The sequence below is a fragment of the Streptomyces rubrogriseus genome, from assembly GCF_027947575.1.
GTDB classification, from domain to species: domain Bacteria; phylum Actinomycetota; class Actinomycetes; order Streptomycetales; family Streptomycetaceae; genus Streptomyces; species Streptomyces rubrogriseus.
Genome location: NZ_CP116256.1, coordinates 8,198,332 through 8,218,646, shown reverse-complemented (window position 1 = coordinate 8,218,646; position 20,315 = coordinate 8,198,332). Strand labels below are relative to the sequence as shown.

The 20,315-nt window shown below is 72.7% G+C and carries 20 protein-coding genes, 2 tRNA genes and 1 riboswitch; of the genes, 15 read left to right on the top strand and 7 right to left on the bottom strand.

Annotated elements, in window-relative coordinates; translation table 11 throughout:
• Positions 1–96: 96 nt before the first annotated feature.
• The 4 genes from Sru02f_RS37125 (at position 97) to Sru02f_RS37110 (ending at position 5,012) form a co-directional block, all read left to right on the top strand.
• A complete protein-coding gene (locus tag Sru02f_RS37125) occupies positions 97–654 on the top strand; it encodes a hypothetical protein (RefSeq protein ID WP_109029023.1) in 558 nt (185 codons plus the stop codon).
• A 306-nt stretch (positions 655–960) separates the two neighbouring features.
• Positions 961–3,147 (top strand): DEAD/DEAH box helicase, encoded by a 2,187-nt coding sequence (locus Sru02f_RS37120; protein WP_167469255.1) that lies wholly within the window; start codon positions 961–963, stop codon positions 3,145–3,147.
• Positions 3,148–3,285: 138 nt separating this feature from the next.
• Complete coding sequence (locus Sru02f_RS37115) at positions 3,286–4,821, top strand: amino acid permease (protein ID WP_109029021.1); 1,536 nt, start codon at positions 3,286–3,288, stop codon at positions 4,819–4,821.
• A gap of 118 nt (positions 4,822–4,939) precedes the next feature.
• A tRNA-Lys gene (locus tag Sru02f_RS37110) sits at positions 4,940–5,012 on the top strand.
• On the opposite strand, the gene Sru02f_RS37105 is transcribed toward Sru02f_RS37110, so the two are convergent.
• A complete protein-coding gene (locus tag Sru02f_RS37105; protein WP_174854971.1) occupies positions 5,010–5,699 on the bottom strand; it encodes a CatB-related O-acetyltransferase in 690 nt (229 codons plus the stop codon). The two genes, Sru02f_RS37110 and Sru02f_RS37105, sit on opposite strands and share 3 nt — an antisense overlap.
• 100 nt (positions 5,700–5,799) lie before the next feature.
• Between Sru02f_RS37105 and Sru02f_RS37100 the strand changes: the two genes are divergently transcribed.
• Genes Sru02f_RS37100 through Sru02f_RS37090 form a run of 3 tightly spaced genes read left to right on the top strand, consistent with a single transcriptional unit; the run spans position 5,800 to position 7,326 of the window.
• Entirely contained in the window at positions 5,800–6,498 is a 699-nt protein-coding gene (locus tag Sru02f_RS37100; RefSeq protein ID WP_109029020.1) for a TetR/AcrR family transcriptional regulator, read from the top strand.
• A 36-nt stretch (positions 6,499–6,534) separates the two neighbouring features.
• A complete protein-coding gene (locus Sru02f_RS37095; protein ID WP_109029019.1) occupies positions 6,535–6,927 on the top strand; it encodes a hypothetical protein in 393 nt (130 codons plus the stop codon).
• A gap of 18 nt (positions 6,928–6,945) precedes the next feature.
• On the top strand, positions 6,946–7,326 hold the full coding sequence (locus Sru02f_RS37090) for a hypothetical protein (RefSeq protein ID WP_244941716.1): 381 nt from the start codon (positions 6,946–6,948) through the stop codon (positions 7,324–7,326).
• Here Sru02f_RS37090 and Sru02f_RS37085 read toward each other — a convergent pair.
• Entirely contained in the window at positions 7,313–8,272 is a 960-nt protein-coding gene (locus Sru02f_RS37085; RefSeq protein WP_109029017.1) for a MerR family transcriptional regulator, read from the bottom strand. The genes Sru02f_RS37090 and Sru02f_RS37085 overlap by 14 nt on opposite strands.
• Before the next feature lie 46 nt (positions 8,273–8,318).
• On the bottom strand, positions 8,319–8,582 hold the full coding sequence (locus tag Sru02f_RS37080) for a winged helix-turn-helix domain-containing protein (RefSeq protein ID WP_167469254.1): 264 nt from the start codon (positions 8,580–8,582) through the stop codon (positions 8,319–8,321).
• A 160-nt stretch (positions 8,583–8,742) separates the two neighbouring features.
• On the opposite strand from Sru02f_RS37080, the gene Sru02f_RS37075 reads away from it, so the two are divergent.
• From Sru02f_RS37075 to Sru02f_RS37045, 7 genes are all read left to right on the top strand, one after another.
• A complete protein-coding gene (locus tag Sru02f_RS37075) occupies positions 8,743–9,069 on the top strand; it encodes a hypothetical protein (RefSeq protein ID WP_109029016.1) in 327 nt (108 codons plus the stop codon).
• Positions 9,069–9,368, top strand: coding sequence for a hypothetical protein (locus Sru02f_RS37070; protein ID WP_109029015.1), 300 nt, complete (start codon positions 9,069–9,071; stop codon positions 9,366–9,368). The genes Sru02f_RS37075 and Sru02f_RS37070 overlap by 1 nt, the downstream gene beginning before the upstream one ends.
• Positions 9,369–9,436: 68 nt before the next feature.
• Positions 9,437–10,567, top strand: coding sequence for a dihydrofolate reductase family protein (locus tag Sru02f_RS37065; protein ID WP_109029014.1), 1,131 nt, complete (start codon positions 9,437–9,439; stop codon positions 10,565–10,567).
• 70 nt (positions 10,568–10,637) lie between these two features.
• A tRNA-Met gene (locus Sru02f_RS37060) sits at positions 10,638–10,711 on the top strand.
• A gap of 185 nt (positions 10,712–10,896) precedes the next feature.
• Positions 10,897–12,123: a PP2C family protein-serine/threonine phosphatase gene (locus Sru02f_RS37055; protein WP_167469253.1), complete on the top strand. Its 1,227-nt coding sequence runs from the start codon at positions 10,897–10,899 to the stop codon at positions 12,121–12,123.
• Between the two features lie 224 nt (positions 12,124–12,347).
• Positions 12,348–12,505, top strand: a riboswitch (cyclic di-AMP (ydaO/yuaA leader).
• 10 nt (positions 12,506–12,515) lie between these two features.
• Entirely contained in the window at positions 12,516–13,559 is a 1,044-nt protein-coding gene (locus Sru02f_RS37050; RefSeq protein WP_109029012.1) for a M23 family metallopeptidase, read from the top strand.
• 136 nt (positions 13,560–13,695) lie between these two features.
• Positions 13,696–14,640, top strand: a complete 945-nt coding sequence (locus Sru02f_RS37045; protein ID WP_109029011.1) for an aldo/keto reductase — start codon at positions 13,696–13,698, stop codon at positions 14,638–14,640.
• Between the two features lie 24 nt (positions 14,641–14,664).
• On the opposite strand, the gene Sru02f_RS37040 is transcribed toward Sru02f_RS37045, so the two are convergent.
• Together Sru02f_RS37040 and trmB are read right to left on the bottom strand one after the other, a co-directional pair.
• Positions 14,665–16,056 carry a PrsW family intramembrane metalloprotease gene (locus tag Sru02f_RS37040; protein ID WP_109029010.1) on the bottom strand — a complete coding sequence of 464 codons (1,392 nt, stop codon included), beginning with the start codon at positions 16,054–16,056 and terminating at the stop codon, positions 14,665–14,667.
• A gap of 9 nt (positions 16,057–16,065) precedes the next feature.
• Positions 16,066–16,881 (bottom strand): tRNA (guanosine(46)-N7)-methyltransferase TrmB, encoded by an 816-nt coding sequence (gene trmB / locus Sru02f_RS37035; RefSeq protein ID WP_109029009.1) that lies wholly within the window; start codon positions 16,879–16,881, stop codon positions 16,066–16,068.
• A gap of 91 nt (positions 16,882–16,972) precedes the next feature.
• Between trmB and Sru02f_RS37030 the strand changes: the two genes are divergently transcribed.
• On the top strand, positions 16,973–17,404 hold the full coding sequence (locus tag Sru02f_RS37030) for a Dabb family protein (protein WP_331478582.1): 432 nt from the start codon (positions 16,973–16,975) through the stop codon (positions 17,402–17,404).
• Between the two features lie 27 nt (positions 17,405–17,431).
• On the opposite strand, the gene lhgO is transcribed toward Sru02f_RS37030, so the two are convergent.
• Positions 17,432–18,661 carry an L-2-hydroxyglutarate oxidase gene (gene lhgO / locus Sru02f_RS37025; RefSeq protein ID WP_164270615.1) on the bottom strand — a complete coding sequence of 410 codons (1,230 nt, stop codon included), beginning with the start codon at positions 18,659–18,661 and terminating at the stop codon, positions 17,432–17,434.
• An 82-nt stretch (positions 18,662–18,743) separates the two neighbouring features.
• A complete protein-coding gene (locus Sru02f_RS37020; RefSeq protein WP_003974859.1) occupies positions 18,744–20,165 on the bottom strand; it encodes an MFS transporter in 1,422 nt (473 codons plus the stop codon).
• Positions 20,166–20,315 lie beyond the last annotated feature (150 nt).

Genomic DNA, 20,315 nt, shown 5'->3' with positions numbered 1-20,315 from the left:
CGCGCTCGGGTCAAGTCCGCCTCGCCGGGCGCGTGTCCTCTTGTGGGTGACGGGAGTTGGGCACGTCGACTCCTTGACCCCCGGAGGTGGCCGCCCGTGCGCCCCTTGTACGTACCTGTCCGTATGGCCGCCACCGCCCTGGCCGTCGTCGCCGCCGCCGGCTGCATGAGCGTCGGCGACGACGGGTCCGGAGGGGGCGCCAAGCCGTCCCGGTCCGCCGGGGAGCGGGGCGGCGAGGTGCCGGAGGGCGGCCCCGCGGTCTCCGGGGGGAACGCCGGGTACGACGCGGCGGCCGCGGACGAGGGGCACGGCAAGGGGAAGAAGGGCGCGGGCGGGGACCGGGCCGGGGGCGACGGCAAGGGGAAGGGCGGCGAGGGCGGCAAGGGGAAGGAGGGGTCCGCCTCGGCGCCGCCCGCCGCGCACCCGACGGGGGCCCCGCCGCCGAACGGCGGGAACCACGGACCCGAGCCCACCCGGACGCCGCCCGCGGAGCCCACCCGGACGGTCGAGCCGGAGCCGACGCCGACCGAGGAGCCGCCCGCCTCCCCGACGCCGGACCCTACGGTGGCCGAACCGTCCTCGTCGGCGCACGAACCGCCCGGGACCCAGCTGGAGCAGCGGGAGCCGGCACCGGCGGCCGGGACCCCGGCGTAGCGGACGGGGTGGACGGGGCGCGCCTCGGCCGGGCGGCCGGGCAGCGGCCGGCAGCCGGGCGATCCACGAGCCGCTGAGCTGGGGCTGAGCCGGGCGTGTGCTGCCGGTTTGCCTTCGGGGGTGGAGGGTGCGTATGGTGGTAGATCGTTTGATCCCATTTGCCCGGCGCCACCGCAGAGCGCGCCGTGTGGCGCGTTCTCTCCCCCTGCCGTGGTGGACCGCATTGAGGCGGTCGTATTGCGAATCGCGATTCACGGAGTTGACGGGCGCGTGCCGACGAGAGACTCCGGAAGGTTTCGCATTCGCATGTCCATGACCAGTACTGACCACGTCGTTGTGCCCGGAAACGCCGAAGGCGTAGAGGGCGCGCCGGAGGCCGTCGAGGCCGTAGACGCCTCCCCGACCACCGAGTCCTCGGAGCCCGCCGAGGCTCCCGAGCCCACGTTCGCCGACCTCGGTCTGCCCGAGGGCGTCGTGCGCAAGCTCGCGCAGAACGGCGTGACCACCCCCTTCCCGATCCAGGCCGCGACCATCCCGGACGCGCTGGCGGGCAAGGACATCCTCGGCCGGGGCCGCACCGGCTCCGGCAAGACCCTCTCCTTCGGTCTGCCGACCCTGGCCACCCTGGCCGGCGGCCGCACCGAGAAGCACAAGCCCCGCGCGGTCATCCTCACCCCGACCCGCGAGCTGGCCATGCAGGTCGCCGACGCGCTCCAGCCGTACGGCGACGTCATGGGCCTGAAGATGAAGGTCGTCTGCGGCGGCACCTCCATGGGCAACCAGATCTACGCCCTCGAGCGCGGCGTCGACATCCTGGTCGCCACCCCGGGCCGCCTGCGCGACATCATCAACCGCGGCGCCTGCTCCCTGGAGAACGTGCAGATCGCGGTTCTCGACGAGGCCGACCAGATGTCCGACCTGGGCTTCCTGCCCGAGGTCACCGAGCTGCTCGACCAGGTCCCGGCCGGCGGCCAGCGGATGCTGTTCTCCGCCACCATGGAGAACGAGATCAAGACCCTCGTCGACCGGTACCTGAAGGACCCGGCCCTCCACGAGGTGGACGCCGCCCAGGGCGCGGTGACGACCATGTCGCACCACATCCTGGTCGTGAAGCCCAAGGACAAGGCGCCGGTCACCGCGGCCATCGCCTCCCGCAAGGGCCGCACCATCATCTTCGTCCGCACCCAGCTGGGCGCCGACCGGGTCGCCGAGCAGCTGCGCGACGCCGGTGCCAAGGCGGACGCGCTGCACGGCGGCATGACCCAGGGCGCGCGCACCCGCACGCTGGCCGACTTCAAGGACGGCTACGTCAACGTCCTGGTCGCCACCGACGTCGCCGCCCGCGGCATCCACGTCGACGGCATCGACCTGGTCCTGAACGTGGACCCGGCCGGCGACCACAAGGACTACCTGCACCGTGCCGGCCGTACGGCGCGCGCGGGCCGTACCGGCACGGTCGTGTCCCTGTCCCTGCCGCACCAGCGCCGCCAGATCTTCCGGCTGATGGAGGACGCGGGCGTCGACGCCACGCGCCACATCATCCAGGGCGGCGCCGCCTTCGACCCCGAGGTCGCCGAGATCACCGGCGCCCGGTCGATGACCGAGGTCCAGGCCGAGTCGGCGGGCAACGCGGCGCAGCAGGCCGAGCGCGAGGTCGGCCAGCTCACCAAGGAGCTGGAGCGGGCCCAGCGCCGTGCCAACGAGCTGCGCGAGGAGGCGGACCGCCTGGTCGCCAGGGTCGCGCGGGAGCGCGGCGAGGACCCGGAGACGGTCCTGGCCGAGGTGGCCGCGACCGTGGCCGAGCCGGAGGTCTCGCTGCCCGAGCAGTCCGGCGCCCGGGACGTGGAGAAGGCGGAGCGCGGCGGCAACGACCGCGAGCGCTCGTACGACCGCCGCGACTCCCGTCGTGACGACCGCGGTGACCGCGGTGGGCGTTCGTTCGACCGGCGTGACGACCGACGGGACGACCGTGGTGGCCGTTCCTTCGAGCGTCGTGACGACCGGGGTGACCGTGGTGGCCGCTCGTTCGAGCGTCGGGACGACCGTGGCGGTTTCCGCCGCGACGACCGGGGCGACCGTGGTGGCCGTTCCTTCGAGCGCCGTGACGACCGCGGCGACCGTGGCGGGCGTTCGTTCGACCGGCGTGACGACCGTCGGGACGACCGTGGTGGCCGTTCCTTCGAGCGTCGTGACGACCGGGGTGACCGTGGTGGCCGCTCGTTCGAGCGTCGTGACGACCGTGGCGGTTTCCGCCGTGACGACCGGGGCGACCGTGGTGGCCGTTCCTTCGAGCGTCGTGACGACCGCGGCGAGCGCGGCGGGCACCGTGGCAGCGACCGCCCGTTCAACCGCGACCGTCAGGGCGACCGCCCCGGCTTCCGCTCCGGCGGTCACGACCGTCCGTACGGCCGCCGCGACGACCACCGCGGTGACCACCGCGGTTCGTCCTTCGGTCGCCGTGACGACAAGCCGCGCTGGAAGCGCAACGGCTGACGCCTGAACGTCTGAGAAGCGCCGTGGCCTCCACCCCGCCGGGTGGAGGCCACGGCGCTTCGCGTTGCGGTCCGGTTTCGGCCACGAAGTCCACGGAGTGACGCATGTCACGCTCGCCGCGAGGGAATTGCTGGGGGCATGACAGATGACGCCAAGGCGAGTGGGCTGTCGGACGAGGAACGGCTGGCCCAGCTCGGCTACACCCAGGTTCTGGCCCGCCGCATGTCGGCGTTCTCCAACTACGCGGTCTCCTTCACGATCATCTCGGTCCTGTCGGGCTGCCTGACCCTCTACCTCTTCGGCATGAACACGGGCGGCCCCGCCGTCATCACCTGGGGCTGGGTCGCGGTCGGCCTGATGACGCTCTTCGTCGGACTGGCGATGGCCGAGATCTGCTCGGCGTACCCCACCTCGGCGGGCCTGTACTTCTGGGCGCACCGTCTGGCACCTCCGCGCACGGCGGCGGCCTGGGCCTGGTTCACGGGCTGGTTCAACGTGCTGGGACAGGTCGCGGTCACCGCCGGCATCGACTTCGGCGCCGCGTCCTTCCTGGGCGCCTACCTGAACCTGCAGTTCGACTTCGAGGTGACGCCGGGGCGCACGATCCTGCTCTTCGCCGCGATCCTGATCCTGCACGGCCTGCTGAACACCTTCGGCGTCCGCATCGTCGGCCTGCTGAACAGCGTGAGCGTGTGGTGGCACGTCCTGGGCGTCGCGGTCATCGTCGGCGCGCTGACCTTCGCGCCCGACCACCACCAGTCGGCGTCCTTCGTCTTCGGCGAGTTCGTGAACAACACGGGCTGGAGCAGCGGGGCGTACGTCGTCCTCATCGGCCTCCTGATGGCCCAGTACACCTTCACCGGCTACGACGCCTCCGCCCACATGACCGAGGAGACGCACGACGCGTCCACGGCGGGCCCCAAGGGCATCGTCCGCTCCATCTGGACCTCCTGGATCGCCGGTTTCGTCCTCCTCCTCGGCTTCACCTTCGCCATCCAGTCCTACGACGGCGCCCTGACGTCCCCGACCGGCGCCCCGCCCGCGCAGATCCTGCTCGACGCCCTCGGCGCGACGGCGGGCAAGCTCCTCCTCCTCGTCGTGATCGGGGCCCAACTCTTCTGCGGGATGGCGTCGGTGACGGCCAACAGCCGCATGATCTACGCCTTCTCCCGGGACGGCGCGCTGCCCTGGTCCCACATCTGGCACTCGGTGAACCCGCGCACCCGCACCCCGGTCGCGGCGGTCTGGCTGGCCGCCCTCGCCGCCCTGGTCCTGGGCCTCCCCTACCTGATCAACGTCACCGCGTACGCCGCCGTGACGTCCATCGCGGTCATCGGCCTCTACATCGCGTACGTCATCCCGACGCTGCTCCGCGTCCGCAAGGGCGCCGCCTTCGAACGCGGGCCCTGGCACCTGGGCCGCTGGTCGCAGGTGATCGGCGTGGTGGCGGTGACGTGGGTCGGCGTCATCACGGTGCTGTTCATGCTGCCCCAGGTCTCCCCGGTCACCTGGGAGACCTTCAACTACGCGCCGATCGCCGTCCTGGTCGTGCTGGGCTTCGCCGCCACCTGGTGGCTGGCCTCGGCCCGGCACTGGTTCCTCAACCCCGACCACGAACGCACCCGCACCCGCGCCGCCGCCCAGGCGAGCGCGCCCGAGCCGGTGGACCCCTAGCCGCCCCCGCCCCCGCCGCTCCGACGCGGCCGGGACGCCGATACCCGATCGGCGTCCCGGCCGCGGCGGGCTATGCTCGGTGTGGCAACATCACGCAGCACCGCGCGACACACCGCCTGGGCCCTTAGCTCAATTGGCAGAGCAGTGGACTTTTAATCCATTGGTTGTGGGTTCGAGTCCCACAGGGCCTACTCGTCGGACCCCGGCTCACCGCAGGACTGAGCTGGGGTCCTGTTCGTCCGTGTGGCGGCCTCTTCCAGCTCCGTGACGGTGCCCGACATGATCGTCCGGACGTGTTCGGTGATCTGCTCCACGGGCCAGTCCCACCACGCCACCGCGAGCAGTCGGGCGATGTCCCGCTCCTGGTGGCGCGTTCGGATCAGACGGGCCGGGTTGCCGCCGACGATGCCGTAGTCGGGCACGTCGCTCGTCACCACCGCCCCGGTGGCGATGATCGCGCCGTGGCCGATGCGGACTCCGGGCATCACGGTGGCGCCGTTGCCGAACCAGACGTCGTTGCCCACCACGGTGTCCCCCGGGTTCGGCAGGCCGGTGAGCAGGTCGAAGTGGTCGGCCCAGGAGCCGCCCATGGTGGGGAAGGGGAAGGTGGACGGGCCGTCCATGCGGTGGTTGGCGCCGTTCATGATGAAGCGCGTGCCGGTCCCCAGGGCACAGAACTTCCCGATCACCAGCTTCTCCGGCCCGTAGTGGTAGAGCACGTTGCGGGTTTCGAAGGCGGTCGCGTCGTCCGGGTCGTCGTAGTAGGAGAAGTCGCCGACCTCGATCAGCGGGGACTTCACCAGGGGCTTGAGCAGTACGACCCGGGGCTGTTCGGGCATCGGGTGGAGCACGGTGGGGTCGGCGGGGGCGGCAGGCATCGGCAAGGCGGATCCTCTCGGCGGACCACTAGTGCGACAGGTGTAGCGTTAGGAGGGTGGCACGACCAGTCGTATCGATCAAACGGATAACGGACGGCCGATGACGGATTCGACGGATTCGACAGACTCGACAGACGCGACAGATTCGACGGAGCCGGCAGCCGGGGCGCCCGAGCGCCGTCCGGGCGGCCGTACCGCCCGCGTCCGCGCCCAGGTCCTCGACGCGGTGCGCGCCGAACTCGCCGAGGCCGGGCACGAGGGGCTCACCGTGGAGGGGGTCGCCGCCCGCGCGGGAGTGCACCGCACCACGGTCTACCGGCGTTGGCGCGACGTGGGCGGGCTGCTCGTCGACGTCATCGACGCCGCCGGCGAGATGGACTGGCAGCCGCCGGACACCGGCTCCCTGCGCGGCGATCTGACCGCGCTCAACCGGGAGATCCAGGAGTCCCTCGTCGTACGGCCGTCCTTCGCCGTCGCGCTGATGGCGGCGTCGTTCCACTCCGAGCAGGCCGCGCGGGCCCAGACGAGACTGTGGGCGGACCGGTACGCACAGTGCGAGATCCTCGTGGAGCGCGCCGTCGAGCGGGGTGAACTCCCCGAACGAGGCGCACGAGGCGCGCGAGCCGCAACGGACCTGGACGCCCGCGGCCTGCTCGTCGCCGCCACGGCGCCGCTCTACCACCAGTTGGTACTCCTGCGCGCCGATCCCGACCCGCGACTCCCGGAACGGGCGGCGGCGGCAGCGGTGCTGGCGGCCGCCGCGGGCGCCTTCTCCGTCCCCCGGACGAAGAGAGCGTGACCGGGGCCGTCGGACCGACGGGTAAAGTCCCCCGGCATGAGCACAACTCCCCCCGGTGGCAGCCTGGTTGACCTGCGGCCCCGCCGAGTCACCCCGCGCCGTCTCGGCGCCGCCGCCGTGGTCTACGGCGTGTTCGTCGCGGGCTGGTACCTGGGGCAGCCCGTGACCCCCGAGTGCCACGTCGACCGGGCCGCCCTCGACCGGGCCGCCGAGCGGTACCGCCCCGGACCGTCTCCCACCCCCGCGCCCGCGTACAGCCCGATTCCGCCGCCGTCGGCGTATCCGGGTCACAGCTCGCTAGCAGACGCTTACACGGTGCAGACCCGTGAAGTCATGTCCCTGACGTTCACCTCCTACGCCGTCGCCTGCACCAACGACATGGGCGAACGCCCCCGTCTCCGAGCCTGGTTCGACGGCGGCTGGGAGTAGAGCCGGATGCCCGCCTGGATGACATTGCGCCGCCTCGGCGTCGTCACCACGCTGTACGCCGTGTTCCTGGCCGGGTGGTGGCTGGGCCAGCCGGTGCGGTCCGACGGCTGCGTCGAGGACCGGCTCGCCGCCGGGGCGGACGGCCGCCCCGCGCCGGTGGAACCGGCCGACCCCGGCCGGTACTTCGACAACCTCGACATCGACTTCGGCCTGCTGGACTTCGGCCTCCTCGACTGGGCCGACGACCTGGACGGCTACCGGGACGGCGAGTACGGCCCCAGCGACTACGGGTACGACCTCCTGGGCGGCCCGCAGACGTACGACACGGCCGGTGCCGAATACGCCCCCTGCTCCTACAAGAAGCGCGCCCGCCTGCTCGCGTGGGTCAACGGCGACTAGGGCTGAACCGGCCGGGCCGGCGAAGGGCCTGGACCATCCAGGGCTGGAAGGGCAGGTGACCGGGGACGACCTGCCAGTCGTTGAGGGTCCAGACCAGGCGCCAGTACCGCTCGACCAGCGGGTCGTGCCCCGCCGCGAACCGCCCGGCCAGCCACTCCCGCAGCTCCGGGCCGTCCGGACGGTCGAGTACGGCGGCGATGCGCGCCACCACGGCGTCGACGACCGGGGCGGCCTCGTCCCCCTCCGAGTCGATGCCCGCCGCTCTGGCCCCGGCGACGGTCTGCCGGACGAAGGGGATGAGTTCCGCCACCGCCTCGGGGGCCAGCCCCGGCAACACGTCCTCGTCGGCGGGCGGGAGGGCCGCACGGGCCATGCGCCCGCGGAAGCCGTCGTCGGCGACGAGTTCGGCCAGCTCCACCCACGCGGCGAGCTGGGCGTCGGAGGGTTCGTCGGGGAGTTCGGGCAGGGCGGTGCGCAGGGCGGCGGCGGCGTCGCGGGCGTGGGGTGTGCCGGCCTCCAGCGCGGCGATGAAGTCGGCGATCACGCGCCGTCGTTCGTCGGAGGTGAGGCGGGCGATCCGGTGCATGAGAACTGTCTCCTCCGGGGTGGCGTCGCGCCGGGCGACGAGCCGCAGCACGCTGTGCCGCAGCCGCAGCGCGCGGATCTGCAGGGCGGTGGCGTCGGCGTGCGCGGCGGCGACCTCGGCGACGGTCAGGTCACCGTCCAGGACGCGGCGGACCGTGCTCAGATCGACGTCCAGCTCCCGCAGGACGCAGATGAGGTGGAGCCGGTCCAGCGCCGCCTCGCCGTAACGGCGGTAGCCGGCCGGGGTGCGGTCGGTGGGAGGCAGCAGTCCGGTGTCCGAGTAGAACCGGATCGTCCGTACGGACACGCCGGTACGGGCCGACAGTTCACCGATCGAGTGCGGGGGCGTCGCGCCGTTCATGAGCCCACCCTGCGGTCTCCAGCCACTGGAGAGTCAAGGCGGGGAGTCAGCCGGAGGGCTTCTCCGCGCGCACGAAGGTTCCCTTGATGGGCACGGTGATGACGAGTCCTTGTTCGCGCAGCTCGCGTACAGCCCGACGGACGGTATTCACGGCCACGCCGTACTGCTCCGCGAGATCACGTTCCGCAGGGAGACGTGCGCCCACGGGCAGTCGTCCCGTCCGAATCTCTTCGGCGATGTGGTGCACGACCTGCACGTACACGTAGACGTGACTTGCCAGGTCGGGTCTCCAGTCGCGCTCGTCAGCCATGCCTGCACGTTAAAGCGACGACTAGCGCTCTACCACGTATGGGTGCATCCGTATGCTTCCTATTGCTACCTAATGCGTCCGGGTGCACAGTCATCCATGAGAGACCCCGGCGGCCTGGCAGGGCCCCGGGGCACGGCCAACGCTTACCAGGAGCGTCGACATGCACGACCTTATCCACCGCATCGCCCATTGGCTGACCCTTCTCCTCGGCCCCGGCACCGGAACGCACCGCGCGGGGGCCCCACGCCACCGAGCCCGGAGCACCCCTCGCCCCACCGCTCCCGTCCTCCTCCCGCTCCACCACTCCCCGTACTGCCGTCACCTCCCCCTCGACGGCGCCGCCTCCCGCCTCGTCCGCCCCTACCTCGCCGCCCACGAGCAGGAACTGGACCGACAGCGGCACCGCCGCCTCGCCCTTGTGCTCGCCGCCGACTTCGGCATCGACCTGGACCAGCACGTCGTCGGCGCGCGGAAGGCGGCCGCGTGATGACACCGCACACCGCGCTACGGCTGCTGCCCTGGCTGTCGGCCGAGGGCAAGCCCTGCTTCCTCGCTCCCGGCGACGGCAGCGGATTCGTGTCCCGGCTCGCCGACGAGACGGAGGTCCGGCAGCTCGCCGAGGGGCTGGACGTACTCCGCTCGGCGCGCGGCGTCCTGGACGACCCGGTGTCCCCGAACGCGGAGGTCCGTTACACCGCGATCCGTCTGGCCGAGTGCCTCGCGGACGCGCTGCGGGTGGCGGAGTCGAGGGGGCGGCGCCTGTCCGTGGACCATGGTGGACCGTAGGAACGGGAGCGGCGCCTAGTGTGTGCCCGCCGGAACACGCCGCCCGTCTGCCTCCCGGAGTGCCACCCATGCCCCTTCCCCACGTCCTCCTCTCCGCCGCCGTCTCCCTCGACGGATACCTGGACGACACCGGGCCCGAACGACTCCTGCTCTCCAGCCCCGCCGACTTCGACCGGGTCGACGAGGTGCGGGCCTCCGTGGACGCGATCCTGGTCGGCGGCGGGACGGTCCGGGCCGACAATCCGCGGCTGCTGGTGAACTCGGCCGAGCGGCGGGCGGCGCGGGTCGCGGACGGACGGGCGGAGTACCCGCTCAAGGTCGCCGTCAGCGGCAGCGGCGAGCTGGACCCGGCGGCGCGGTTCTGGCACACGGGCGGGGAGAAGGTGCTGCTGACCACGGACGACGGTGCCCGGCGGGCCCGCGCGCTCGGGATCGGTGCCGATGTGGTGTCCCTGGGGCCGGACCTCGACTGGCACGCCGCGCTGGAGTACCTGCACGACCGGCGGGGGGTGCGGCGGCTCATGGTCGAAGGGGGCGGGACCGTCCACACCCAGCTGCTCCAGCAGGAACTCGCCGACGAGCTTCAGCTCGTCCTCGCGCCGCTCCTGGTCGGGGACCCGGCCGCGCCCCGGCTGTTCGGGCCCGGCGCCTACCAGGGCGGGCGGCTGCGGCTGGTCGAGACGCGGCGGATCGAGGACGTGGTGCTGATGCGGTACCTGCCGACCGCACCCGGCACCGGTGACCGCGTCGCCGCCGCCGACCGGCACTGGCTGGCGCTCGCCTGCGAGCTGGCCGAGCTGTGTCCGCCGTCGGACACCGCGTTCAGCGTGGGGGCGGTCGTGGTCGCCGCCGACGGGAGCGAGCTGGCGCGCGGGTACTCGCGGGAGGGCGGTGATCCGGTCGTGCACGCCGAGGAGGCCGCGCTCGCCAAGGTGGACCCGGAGGACCCGCGGCTCGCCCGCGCCACCGTCTACAGCAGCCTCGAGCCGTGTGCCCGCCGGGCCTCCCGGCCCGCGCCCTGCGCCCGGCTCATCCTCGACGCCGGGGTGCGCCGCGTCGTCACCGCCTGGCGGGAGCCGGACACCTTCGTGGCGGGGGCGGACGGCAGCGGGGTGCTCACCGCCGCGGGTGCCGCCGTCGTCGTACTGGCCGAGTACGCGCAGCGGGCGAAGGCACCCAACCGCCACCTGGAGGGGTAGGGAGAGCGGGGCGCCGAGATACCGATGTGCATTCCGCCCCCGGGATGACGTACAGTGGTGAACACAACGACGCGGGGTGGAGCAGCTCGGTAGCTCGCTGGGCTCATAACCCAGAGGTCGCAGGTTCAAATCCTGTCCCCGCTACTGAAGGCCGAGGGCCGGAATCCGAAAGGGTTCCGGCCCTCGGTGCGTTTCCGCAGGTGCCCCGTGTCATCCGGTCGGCCCCTCACCGCTCGCCGCCCGTCCCCGCCCCCGGAACCCTGGAGTGCGGGACGGCAAGCGGCGCGGACGTACGGGGCGGCGGGAGACGAGTGGTGCGGCCAGGTGACGTGGACGACGAGGGAGCGGCCGCCAGGGCCGGCGGACGGCTCCCCGGCGACCCCGTGCCCGACCCGGGTCTCGGCCTCGGCGACGAGGCGCCGGCCGTGCCGCCCTCCGGGCCACCGCCACGCCGGCGGACCGGGTACGGGCGGACCTTCGTGCACGCGCTCCCCGTGCTGCTGATCGTCGTCGCCATCCTGTACGACATCTTCACCCCGAGGTACTTCACCGCCGGGCCCCTCTACACGGCCGCGCCCCTGGTCGCCGCCCCGCTCTACTCGCGGCGCGGCACGGCGCTCACCGGCGTCGCCGTGGTCGTCGCGGTCATCGGACTGCAACTCGGCAAGGGCGTCATCCACTACGTCGACTCCCTCACCGAGCTGATCACCATCGCGACGGTCGCGGTGCTCGCCGTCCTCGTGAACGGCATGGTCCGCCGCAGCAGCGAGCGCCTCGTCTCCGTCCGCGAGATCGCCGAGGCCGCCCAGCGCGCCGTCCTGCCCGAACCCGCCGAGCGGATCGCCGGCTTCGAGATCGCCGTCTGCTACGAGGCCGCGCAGGCCGACGCCTTCATCGGCGGCGACCTGTACGCCGTGCAGGACAGCGCCCGCGGCGTCCGGCTGATCGTCGGGGACGTGCGCGGCAAGGGCATGGGCGCGGTGGCCGCCGTCGCCGTCGTGATCGGCGCCTTCCGGGAGGCGGCCGAGCAGGAGGCGACGCTGGAGGCGGTGGCGCAGCGCCTGGAGCGGGCGCTGGCGCGCGAGGGCACCCGGCGCGACGGACTGGACGCCTTCGAGGGCTTCACCACCGCCGTCCTCGCCGAACTCCCGCACGGCCACGGCACCGTACGCATCGTCAACCGCGGCCATCCGCCGCCCCTGCTCCTCCACGGCGACGGAACCCTCGGCCCGCTGCCCGCCCAGGAGTCGGCGCTGCCGCTCGGCATGGGCGAGCTGGGCGTATGGCCCGACCGGGCGCAGGAGGTCGCCTTCCCCGGCGGCGCCACGCTGCTGCTCTACACCGACGGACTGACCGAAGCCCGGGACGCGAAGGGCGAGTTCTACGATCCGCAGGCGCGGCTGGCCGGCCGCGTCTTCCCGCACCCGGCGACCCTGCTCGACACCCTCGCCGAGGACGTGCGCCGGCACTCCGGGGGCGGCATGGCGGACGACATGGCGCTGCTCGCCGTCCGGCGTCCCCGGCGCGCCGACCATGATCATTGTCACGAGCCGTGACAGCGCGACCTCCCTCCGCATAACAACTGATACAACGTCAGAAGAAAGTGCCGCGAAGGGGAATACCGAGGCCTGGTCAACTCGCCCGGTTTTCACCGGTCGTGAGGCGTACGTCCCGGCCGTATTCGGTAATGATCAAGAGGAACGGCTTGGAATCGGAGCCTCGCGTCTATTAACGTTCGATAACGCAGCGCGGTCGTCCCAGCCGTCACAGAAGGCGGCTCCGTGCGCACGCGCCGAATCCCGCAAGGGAACCGGGGAACCACCACATTGGGGTGAATCGGGCGTATGCCGCCGTGGGAACACGGTCGGCAGACACCCGTAGGAGACCTTCCTGCTCCGAACCCGTCAGCTAACCCGGTAGGCGAAAGGAAGGAAAGGAGTACGCCCACGTGGCGTCAAACCGGCCTGCCCCCGAGGCCCCGTCCGCGCCCAGTGGGCACGGCACCGACACCTTCGGCTACGACGGCTACCGCGCCGAAGAGGGTCCCTGGGAGGAGTGGAATCCCACCGCGGAATCCATCCGCCCCGTACGCGGCCGGCACCGCGTGGCCAAGCAGCGCGGCGGACTCGCCCGCAGCTCCACCGTCCTCGGCGTCGGTGTCATAGCCGCCGTCGGAGCGGGCGGCATGGCCAGCGCGCAGACCGGCAAGCCCCCGGTGTCCATCTCCATGCCGGACCTGCCGAACGTGGGCTCGCTCATGCCCGGCGGTGACGAGGAGCCGGAGCCCGAGGGTTCCGCCACCCCGCTCAGCGGCATCACCCAGGCGGTCGCCGCCGACAGCGCGGAGGGCACCGACACCACCGGCGCCGGCGAGTCGCTGCGGGCCCGGATCATGGCGCAGGCCGAGCAGCAGCAGGCGCAGGTCGAGACCAAGGCCGCCGCCGAGGCCGCCGCCGCGGCGGAGAAGAAGGCCGCGGAAGCCGCCGCCAAGGCGGAGAAGGAGGCCGAGGAGAAGGCCGCCGCCGCCAAGAAGAAGGCGGAGGAGGAGGCCGCGAAGAAGGCCGAGGCCGAACGGCTCGCGAAGCTGGCCAAGCAGTACACGCTGCCGACCTCCTCGTACACGATCTCCTCCACGTTCAACCAGGCCGGCTCCCTCTGGTCCTCCGGTCACCACACCGGCCTCGACTTCGCCGCCCCCACGGGCACGCTGCTCAAGGCTGTGCACAGCGGCACCATCACGTCGGCCGGCTGGGACGGGTCGTACGGCTACAAGACGGTGCTCACCCTCGACGACGGCACCGAGCTCTGGTACGCGCACCAGTCCTCCATCAACGTCAGCGTCGGCCAGAAGGTCGCCACCGGTGACGTCATCGGCCGCGTCGGCGCCACCGGCAACGTCACCGGCGCCCACCTCCACCTCGAGGTCCACACCGACGGCGGCACCGGCATCGACCCGATGGCCTGGCTGCAGAGCAAGGGGCTCACCCCCTGATCCGCCCCGCCTTCGACGCGCCCCGCTGATCCCCGGCGGTCCTGACGGCGACCCCCCGACGCCAGGGCTGCCGGTTTGCGGGGATTTTGCGCGCCTGCCGGAATCGCCCGCTCCGGTGCGGTCGTTGAGTCCGTACATGACTTCTCTGCGCAAGCTCGGCTCCTCCGACCTCGAGGTCTTCCCCCTCGCCCTCGGCGGCAACGTCTTCGGCTGGACCGCCGACCGGGACCGGTCCTTCGCCGTCCTGGACGCCTACACGGCGGCCGGCGGCAACTTCGTCGACACCGCCGACTCCTACTCCGCCTGGGTCGACGGCAACAGCGGCGGCGAGTCCGAGACCGTGCTCGGCGAGTGGTTCGCGGCCCGCGGCAACCGGGATGACGTCGTCCTCGCCACCAAGGTCAGCCAGCACCCCGAGTACCCGGGCCTGTCCGCCGCGAACATCAAGGCCGCGGCCGACGCCTCGCTGCGCCGCCTGGGCACCGATCACATCGACCTGTACTACACCCACTTCGACAAGCCCGAGGTGCCGGTCGAGGAGATCGTCGGCGCGCTCGACGAACTGGTGAAGGCCGGCAAGGTGCGGCACATCGCCGCCTCCAACATCTCCGCCGAACGGCTCGCGGCGTCCCTGGAGTTCTCCGACCGCGAGGGCCTGGCCCGGTACGTCGCCCTCCAGCCGCACTACAACCTGGTCTCCCGCGACACGTACGAGGGCGAACTGCGCGACCTCGCCGAGCAGGCGGGTCTCGCCGCCGTGCCGTACTACGCCCTCGCGGCCGGCTTCCTCACCGGCAAGTACCGGCCCGGCACGGAGGTGGACAGCCCGCGGGCGGGCGGTGCCGCCAGGCACCTGGAGACCGAGCGGGGCCGCCGGGTGCTGGCCGCCCTGGACGAGATCGCCGCGGCCCACGAGGCTCCCGTCGCCACGGTCGCCCTCGCCTGGCTGGCCGCCCGGCCGACGGTGGCGGCGCCGATCGCCTCCGCGCGCACGGTGGAACAGCTGCCGGCGCTGCTGGGCGTGGCCGAGCTGAGCCTGACGGAGGACGAGATCGGGAGGCTCACCCGGGCGTCCGCCTGAGCGGCCGGCCGTCGCGTCGCGGACCTACGGCCAGTGCGGGCCGGGCGGGGCGTACGGCTGGTACGGCGGCACGTACGGATAGTGCGGGGCCTGTGTGGCGTAGGGGACCTGCGGGGCGTGGGGACCGGATGCCGCACGGAGGCCGTACGCGCCGTGCGTGCCGTACGCGCCGTGCGTCCCGCCGTACGGATACGCCCACGGCGGCACCGGCACGGGCGGCGGGGCGGTGGCGCGGGCCGCGTGCTCCAGGGCCGGGCGGGCGAGGTCCCGCAGGTGCCACAGGGCGTCCAGCAGCGCCCGCTCCCGTACGGCGAAGTCGGCGCCCGCCCTGCCCCGGCGGCCCCGCCGCCGCAGGAACGCCACCGAGGTCGCGCAGGCCTCGTACCGCGCCACCGCCCGCGCCCCTTCCTTCCCGGCGTGCCGGCGGGCGTACTGCCGGGCGATCCGGCGGGCCCGCATCGAGCCGAGCGCGTACGGCTCCGCGGGCGTGAGCCATCCGGCCATGACGTACGCGGGCAGCTCGGCCCGTACGGTGCCCAGTTCGCGCTGCCGGGTCCAGATCACCAGCCAGGTCAGCAGGCCGAAGGACGGCACCATGAACGCCGCGTACACGGCGAAGAAGCCGTACTCGCCGAACGCGGCCGAGCCGTTCCACAGGGCGTGCATGCCCATCGCGAGCAGCAGCCCGGCCAGCGGGAGCAGCGCCCGGCGCAGCCGGTGCCGGCCGGTCGAGAGCGCGGCGATCCCGAAGCCGATGCCGGTGAGCACGGTGAACAGCGGGTGCGCGAACGGCGACATCACGACCCGCACGAAGAAGGTCGCCGCGGTGACGGAGGCGATGCCGCTGTCGCCGGTGAGCTGGTCGGTGCCGAAGGCGGTGCCCAGGTAGAGGATGTTCTCGGTGAAGGCGAAGCCGGTCGCGGTGACCCCGGCGACGACCACGCCGTCGACGATGCCGGTGAAGTCCCGCCTGCGGAAGAGGAAGACCAGGAGGACGGCGGCGGCCTTGGCGGACTCCTCGACGACCGGCGCTATGACCGTGGCGCCCAGGGTGTCCGCGCTCGCCGGGTCGGCGGTCGCGGTGGCTATCCAGCGGGTCGCGAAGCTGTTGGCGACGATCGCTATCAGCGCCGCCGCGCAGGCCCCCCAGGCGAAGCAGAAGAGCAGGTTCCGCCAGGGGCCGGGGTCCACCCGGTCCAGCCAGCGGAAGGCGGCTATGAGCAGCGGCACCGGCAGCACCGCCAGGCCCAGCCCCACCAGGAACCCCTGTGTGCCGGTCTGTTCGCGCACCAGGGCCAGGATCACCAGGCCGGAGAGCGCGAGCAGGGTGATCAGCGCGCCGTAACGGACCCAGGCCCGCTGCCACCAGTGCGTATGCCGGTGCACATGGGTCGGATACGGGGGACAGGTGGCCACGGCAGGACCCTAACCGTTGGGGAGCGGCTCCTTGTGCTGTACGCGACGGAAGAGCAGGTCGTTCACCACATGTCCCTTGTCCAGTCCCTGGCCCTCGAAACGGGTCAGCGGCCGGTGCTCGGGGCGTGGCGCGAATCCGCCGCCGGGCACGGTGTTCTCGAAGTCGGGGTGCGCGCTCAGCACGTCGAGCATCTGCTCGGCGTACGGCTCCCAGTCGGTGGCGCAGTGCACCACGGCCCCCGGAGCGAGCCGGGTCGCGGCCAGGGTCAGGAACTCCGGCTGGATCAGCCGGCGCTTGTGGTGCCGCTTCTTCGGCCACGGGTCGGGGAAGTAGACGCGCAGCCCGGCGAGGGAGTCGGGGGCGAGCATCTCGCGCAGCAGGATGATCGCGTCGCCGTTGGCCACCCGGATGTTGGACAGCTCCCGTCGCTCCGCGAGGCCGAGCAGGTTGCCCTGGCCGGGGGTGTGGACGTCGGCGGCGAGGATGTTGGTGTCCGGGTCGGCGGCGGCCATCCGGGCGGTGGCCTCGCCCATGCCGAAGCCGACCTCCAGGACGACGGGGCGGGCGTTGCCGAAGAGTTCGGGGAGGTCGACGACCCGCCGGCCGTCGATGTCCAGGCCCCATACCGGCCACAGCCGTTGCAGCGCGTCCGCCTGCCCGGCGGTCACCCGGCTCCGCCGGGGCTGGAAGCTGCGGATCCGCCGCTCGAAGTGCGACCCGGCGGGATCGGCCTTCGGCCCGTCGGGGAAGCGGGGCTCGCCCTTGGCGCGGACGTGCCGCAGGGAGGCGGATGCGGCCTCGGGGGTGTGGTGGGAGTCAGACACAATGCGTCGATTTTAGACCGCGCACGTGGTTGCGACTGCCTGTAGATGTAGTTAGAGTCTATAACGTAAGCGATTGGCTGAAGCGACAGTCGTGCCCGTGGGGAGAGACACCGTGATTCACCACCAGATCCGCCTTGCCATGCGACCCGACGCACCCCGGGACAAGGTCGAGGAAGCCCTTGAGATGCTCCGCAGGATGGGGCGCGAGATCGATGCCGTCACGTACTGGACGGTCGGCCGCGACGTGGGCGGCGACTTCGACTACGGAGCGATGTTCGCCGTCGAGGACATCGAGGGCTACCGGGCGTACATGCACGCCCCGCTGCACCGGCGGGTCGACGAGATCGGGCTGCCGCTGGTGCGGCACATGGTCTCCCACGACCTGACCGACGACGAGGACCCGGCCACCGGCGACCGCATCCGGCAGATCCACGCCGAGCGCTTCGCGGGGGACCCGGCCCTCGTCGCCCTGATCGAGGGCCTCGGCTCGTACGAGGGCAGCAGCGCTCCCGGGCGCGGTTAGCCCGCCCCGCTGGGCGCCCGGTGGGCCCTAGTCCGCCAGCATCGCCAGCGTTCTGCGGGCCACCTCCCGGCCGATGGGCAGGGACGCGGTCGCCGCGGGCGACGGCGCGTTCAGGACGTGCACCGCGTGGGCGCCCTCCTTGATCAGGAAGTCGTCCACCAGCGTGCCGTCCGCGAGCACCGCCTGCGCCCGGACCCCGGCGGGCGCCGCGACCAGGTCGTCCTCCGTCACCGCCGGCAGCAGCCTGCGGACCGCGGCCGTGAAGGCGCTCCTGGACAGCGACCGGCGCAGCTCGCCCGCGCCGTATCTCCAGTGCCGCCGGGCTATGTGCCACGAACCCGGCCAGGCCAGGGTGGCGCCCAGCTCGCGGGGGCGCACCACGCCCCAGCCGTATCCCTCCCGGGCCAGCGCCGGTACCGCGTTCGGCCCGACGTGGACGCCGCCGTCGATGCCCCGGGTCAGGTGCACGCCGAGGAACGGGAAGGCCGGGTCCGGCACCGGATACACCAGCCCCCGCACCAGCTCCGGCCGCGCCAGCTCGTAGTACTCGCCCCGGAACGGGACGATCCGCATGCCCGGGTCGTCGCCGGTCAGCCGGGCGATCTCGTCGCAGTGCAGCCCGCCGCAGTTGACCAGGGCCCGGGCCCGGAGCACGTCCCCGGTACGGGTGCGGACGGCGACGCCCAGGCCGGGGCGCCGGTCGACGCGGTGCACCTCGGCGCCGTAGCGGATCTCCGCCCCGGACGCCCGCGCGAGCTGCCGGGCCACGGCGCCGTAGTCGCAGATCCCGGTGGTGCCGACGTGTATGGCGGCGAGGCCCCGCACCTCGGGCTCGTACTCCTGGATCTGGGCGCCGCTCAGCTCGCGCACCGGTATGCCGTTCTCCCGGCCGCGCTGGACGAGGGCGTGCAGGCGGGGCAGCTCGGCGCGGTCGGTGGCGACGATCAGCTTGCCGGTGACCGCGTGGTCGATGCCGTACTCGGCGCAGAACTTGACCATCTCGGCGGCGCCCCGGACCGCGTAGCGCGCCTTGAGGGAGCCGGGGCGGTAGTAGACACCGCTGTGGATGACCCCGCTGTTGCGGCCCGTCTGGTGGCGGGCGGGGCCCGGCTCCTTCTCCAGGACCGTGACCCGGGTGCCCGGTGCCGCGCGCGTGATCGCGTACGCCGTGGACAGGCCGACGATCCCGCCGCCGATCACCAGCACGTCGCAGTCGTACACGGTGCTCCGAACGAGCCCGGCCCGCACTTCTTCCATTTCCCGGCCCACCTCCCGCTTCGATAGTGCACTGCGCCACTGACAACGCCCTCAAACCCGCCGGGGGCGGGCGATCGGGCGATCAGGCCGGGGTCACCAGCAGCGGGCGGGCGCGCTCGCGCAGTTCCACCACGCGCGGCTCGTCGCCGTAGGGCTCCAGGCGGTGCAGGAGGTCCTTCACGTACTCGGTGGTACGGGCCGAGGAGATGCGCCCGGCCACCTCGACCGCCCGCACGCCCTGCTCGCAGGCCGCGTCCAGGTTGCCGGACTCCAGCTCGGCCACCGCCGAGACGACGAGTCTGAGGCCGTGCGAGCGTACGAACTCCTCCGTCGGTTTCGACAGGGCCTGCTCGGTGAAGCGGCGGACCTGACGCGGTGCCTTCAGGTCGCGGTAGCACTCGGCCGCGTCGGCGGCGAACCGGTCGTAGGAGTAGAAACCCAGCCACGTCGGATCGCTGTCGCCGGGACGGGCGCGCTCCAGCCAGCTCTCGGCGGCCTTCAGGGCGGCGCCGGCCGCCACCGCGTCGCCCGCGCGCGCGTGGGCGCGGGCCTCGACCAGGCGGAAGAAGCTCATGGTACGGGCCGTGGCCAGGCCGCGGTTGCGCTCCAGGGCGGCCTGGGCGAGGTCCACGCCCTCGTCGCCGAAACCGCGGTAGGTCGCCTGGAGGGACATGGAGGCGAGGACGTAACCGCCGAGCGGGACGTCGGCCGCCGCGCGGGCCAGGCGCAGGGCCTGGATGTAGTACCGCTGGGCCGCCTCCTGCTGGCCGGTGTCGAAGGCCATCCAGCCGGCCAGCCGGGTCAGCTCGGCCGAGGCGCCGAACAGGGCGCGGCCGACCTCGTCGGAGTAGGAGCCGAGGAGGAGCGGAGCCGCCTCGACGCGTAAGCACTCGGGGACCATCGAGGAGCGCCAGTCGCCGCCGCCGTACTTGGAGTCCCAGCGCCGGGCGTCCTCGGCGGCCTCGCGCAGTTTCTGCACATCACTGTGGCCGACTTTGAGCGGTGCGCCGGAGCCCTCCGCCGGGCTCACCTCGCGCGCCACCGAGCTGTCGGCCGGGGTTATCAGCCATCGGGAGGCGGGCGTCGCGTAAGCGCTCACCGCGAACGAACCGGCGAGCGACTGCCAGATGCCGCCGCCGGTGCGGCGGCCGGCGAGGTCGAGACGGTACAGCTCGGTGGCGGACCTGACCGCCTGGCCGACGTCCCGCGGGAAGGCGAGGCCCACCTCGGGGGCGGGATCCGCGTCCGCCAGACCGATCTCGTGGAGCGGCACCGGGCGGCCGAGCTTCTGGCCTATGGCCGCCGCGATGAGGTGCGGCGCGGCGCCCTGGGGCACCATGCCCTTCGACACCCAGCGCGCCACCGACGTCTTGTCGTAGCGAAGTGTCAACCCGCGTTGGGCGCCGAGGTCGTTGACGCGCCGGGCGAGTCCTGCGTTGCTGATTCCCGCGAGGGCGAGAACGGCGCCGAGCTTCTCGTTCGGCCCGCGTTGCTCCCTGGACATGCGCCACCCCTCGACACAGACGGCTGCCGCGCTGGCATAACCACGCGGCATTCGTAAACCCAGCGTAGTTCGCCGCATCCCAGGCGTTAAGAGGCATTGTTCCGGATGGCGGGATTGTGGTCCGTACTCAAGTGCGGTGTATGTACGGTC